4 protein-coding genes are annotated in these 3,575 nt (G+C 63.5%); 3 read left to right on the top strand and 1 reads right to left on the bottom strand.

The features are described from left to right. Nucleotides 1-52: 52 nt before the first annotated feature. Nucleotides 53-409 carry a hypothetical protein gene (locus tag QZY06_RS04425; RefSeq protein WP_295680708.1) on the top strand — a complete coding sequence of 119 codons (357 nt, stop codon included), beginning with the start codon at nucleotides 53-55 and terminating at the stop codon, nucleotides 407-409. Here QZY06_RS04425 and QZY06_RS04420 read toward each other — a convergent pair. Continuing rightward, nucleotides 337-1,014, bottom strand: a complete 678-nt coding sequence (locus tag QZY06_RS04420) for a TetR/AcrR family transcriptional regulator (RefSeq protein ID WP_295680704.1) — start codon at nucleotides 1,012-1,014, stop codon at nucleotides 337-339. The genes QZY06_RS04425 and QZY06_RS04420 overlap by 73 nt on opposite strands. A 143-nt stretch (nucleotides 1,015-1,157) precedes the next feature. Here QZY06_RS04420 and QZY06_RS04415 point away from each other — a divergent pair, with 143 nt between their 5' ends. Continuing rightward, on the top strand, nucleotides 1,158-2,657 hold the full coding sequence (locus QZY06_RS04415; RefSeq protein WP_295680702.1) for an NAD(P)/FAD-dependent oxidoreductase: 1,500 nt from the start codon (nucleotides 1,158-1,160) through the stop codon (nucleotides 2,655-2,657). A gap of 45 nt (nucleotides 2,658-2,702) precedes the next feature. Then, nucleotides 2,703-3,542 (top strand): SDR family oxidoreductase, encoded by an 840-nt coding sequence (locus tag QZY06_RS04410; protein ID WP_295680699.1) that lies wholly within the window; start codon nucleotides 2,703-2,705, stop codon nucleotides 3,540-3,542. Nucleotides 3,543-3,575 lie beyond the last annotated feature (33 nt).

Raw genomic sequence — 3,575 nt, 5'->3', positions numbered from 1 at the left:
TGGCGCGACGAAAGATTCCGGAGCCGGCACAACCGGCAACCACGGGTTTGCCGTGAGCCCTCTTTTCAGCCCGATCGCCGATGCGCCGCTGCTGCTGATCGCAGCGGTCTGGTTGAGCAGCGGTCTGCGCAACCGTGATCCTTCGGCAAGGCTCGAATTGCTGGCCGCCAGCCTGATGCTGGCGTCAGCCTCCGCCGTCCTGTGGAACGCGCTGGGCGGCGCTGCGGTGATGTGGACCACCGGTTTTTCGCACCTGGCGCTGCTGCTGGTGGCGATCGTCGTCGCCGGGCTGGGTCAGGCGATCCCGGCCGAGGGATTCGCCCTGCGCAGCGCCCGCTACGCCGCTGGAGTCGGCTTGTCGGGCATCGTGCTCGCGGCAAGTTTGGGCCAGTACGCGCCCAGCGCCTGATAGATCGCCAGGCAGTTGCACAGCACCACGTCGAACGGCGTCTTCAGGCCTTCGCGCACCCAATGGGTCGCGATATGGATGTTGGAGCCGAGCAGGCCACTGGCGATCAAGTCGAGATCGACGCCGCGCGAGGCGGCGTCCGGGAACAGCTGATCGATGAAGCGACGGGTCAGCTCCATGTACTCGCGGGTGATCTGACCGGAAATCTGCTGCACGTCGTGACTGATGCTGATCGCATCGATCAGCATCACCCGCGCGCGACGAGGATCGTCCCGGATGAACTCCAGCAGCACGCGCAGGGCCGCGCCGGCAAGCACATCGATCCGGCTGCTGCTGTCCGAGGCACTGCTGTTTGCATTTGCCGCGATCAAGGCCGCTAGCGTCGCCTGCTTCAGCTGGCCGTTCAGCTGCAGGTACAGCGCGCTGAACAGCGCTTCCAGGCTTTTGAAGGACTCGTAGAAGTAGCGCTCGGTCAGACCCGCGCCAGCGCAGATTTCCCGGACCGTTACCGCGTGGAAGCCGCGGGTGCCGAAGGCTTCTAGCGCAGCCACAAGCAAGAGCGCACGGCGCTGGGCGACGCGGTCCTGCATCGGCAGGCCTTTCATCGGCCGAGGTTTCGGTGTCGAGATCGGGGCAGCGACCCGATGTCTCGGAGGGAGCTGATTTTCTTTCATGGCGACATATTGACATCAAACGTTGTCAAAAGTTAGATTGACAACGTGCATTGTCAAACACGAGGAAAGAACAGATGGCGTACGACGCGGGCAAACCGAACGAGAACAAGCAGATCCTGATCATCGGCAGCGGCTTCGCCGGCCTGTGCATGGCGATCAAGCTGCGCGAACAGGGTATCGAAGACTTTCAGATCCTGGAGCGCGGCGACGATGTCGGCGGCACCTGGCGCGACAATCACTACCCGGGCTGCGCCTGCGACGTGCAGTCGCACCTCTATTCGTTCTCGTTCGAACCGAACCCGGAGTGGACGCGGATGTTCGCGCGCCAGCCGGAGATCAAGGCCTATCTCGAAAAGTGTGCCGCGAAGTACGATCTGCGCCGCCACATCGTCTTCGGGGCCAATGTCCAGAACGCCCGTTATGACGAAGCCACCGCGACCTGGACGGTGAAGACCGCCGACGGCCGCAGCTTCAGCGGCCGCGTGCTGGTGTCCGGCATGGGTGGCCTTTCGAATCCGGCGATGCCGAACGTCAAGGGCCTGGACTCGTTCAAGGGCAAGGCCTTCCACTCGGCGCACTGGGATCACGGCTACGACCTCAGCGACAAGCGCGTGGCCGTGATCGGCACCGGCGCCAGCGCCATCCAGTTCGTGCCGCAGATCCAGAAAGCGGCGAAGCGCGTCGATCTCTACCAGCGCACCGCGCCGTGGATCATGCCGAAGCCGGATCGCGAAATCGGCTCGCGCGAGCGCCGCCTGTACAGAGCGCTGCCGGCGCTACAGAACGCCTATCGCACGGCGATCTACTGGATGCTGGAATCGCGGGTGCTCGGCTTTGCCGTCAACCCGAAGCTGATGACGATGGTCGAAGGTGTTGCCCGTGGTCACATCAAGCGTCAGATCAAGGACCCGGCGCTGCGCGCCAAGGTCACGCCGGATTACACGATCGGCTGCAAGCGCATCCTGATCTCCAATGATTACTACCCGGCGCTGGCCCAGGCCAATGTCGATGTCATTACTGACGACATCGTCGAAGTACGCGCCAACTCGGTGGTCGACAGCGCCGGCAACGAGCGTGTGGTTGACGCGATCATCTACGGCACCGGTTTCAAGGCGCAGGACCCGATGCCGCGCGGCACTGTATTCGGCAACGGCGGCGTCGATCTGCTCGATGCCTGGAAGACCGGCCCCGAGGCCTATCTCGGCCTGTCGGTCGCCGGCTTCCCGAACTTCTTCATGCTGGTCGGCCCGAACACCGGCCTCGGCCACAACTCGATGGTGTTCATGATCGAGTCGCAGGTTGCCTACGTGATGGACGCGCTGAGGACCATGCGCAAGCAGAAGCTGCGCGCGGTCGACGTCAAGCCGGATGCGCAGGTGACTTTCAACGAGAGCATTCAGGGCCAACTGTCGAAGACCGTCTGGACCTCCGGCTGCAAGAGCTGGTACGTCGACGCCAACGGCAAGAACACCACGCTGTGGCCTGGTTTCACCTTCATTTACCGCGGCAAGACGCGTCGCTTCCCGGCGACCGCCTATCGGCTGGAACGCGATCCCGCGACGGTCACGGCCTGAGTCGTCGGACCTTACAAGAACAATCACAAGAACGAGAAAGACACGATGAAATCATTTGCCAACAAGGTTGCCGCGATCACCGGCGCGGCCTCCGGCATGGGCCGCGAACTGGCGCTGGAACTGGCCGCCAGGGGCTGCGCACTGAGCTTGTCCGACGTCAACACCAAGGGCCTGGAAGAGACTGCGAAGCTGGCCAAAGCCAAGGGCGTGAAGGTCACCACCGCCAAGCTCGACGTGGCCAGCCGCGAAGCGGTCTACGACTGGGCCGAGCAAACCGCCAAGGATCACGGCGGCGTCAATTTGATCTTCAACAACGCCGGCGTCGCGCTCAATGCGCCGCTGGATACGATCTCGCAGAAGGATTTCGAATGGATCGTCGACATCAACTTCTGGGGCGTGGTCTACGGCAGCCAGGCGTTCCTGCCGCACCTGAAGGCCAGCGGTGATGGCCACATCATCAACACCTCGAGCCTGTTCGGCCTGATCGGCACGCCGGGCACCGGCGCCTATTCGGCGACCAAGTTCGCGGTGCGCGGCTACACCGAATCCCTGCGCATCGAGCTGGACATGATGAACTGCGGCGTCAGCGCCACCTGTGTACATCCGGGCGGCATCCGCACAGAGATCAACCGCAGCGCGCGTATCGCCGAAGGCACCGAAAAGCTGTTCGGCGTCAGCGGCGAAAAGGCGCGGGACAAGTTCGACAAGCTGCTCAACACCACCTCGGCGAACAAGGCGGCGCGGATCATCCTGCGGGCGGTCGAGAAGAATTCGCGCCGCGTGGTCGTCGGCCCGGATGCCAAGTTCATGGACATCATCGTGCGCCTGCTCGGTTCGGCCTACCAGCCGCTGATCGCTGCCAACACCAAGCGCATGCTTCGCTGACCAGCTCGCGCGGCTGCCGTCTTGGATGACGGC

This window comes from uncultured Nevskia sp. (genome assembly GCF_903885465.1).
Lineage (GTDB): Bacteria > Pseudomonadota > Gammaproteobacteria > Nevskiales > Nevskiaceae > Nevskia.
This window is presented reverse-complemented; position numbering and strand designations above follow the sequence as displayed.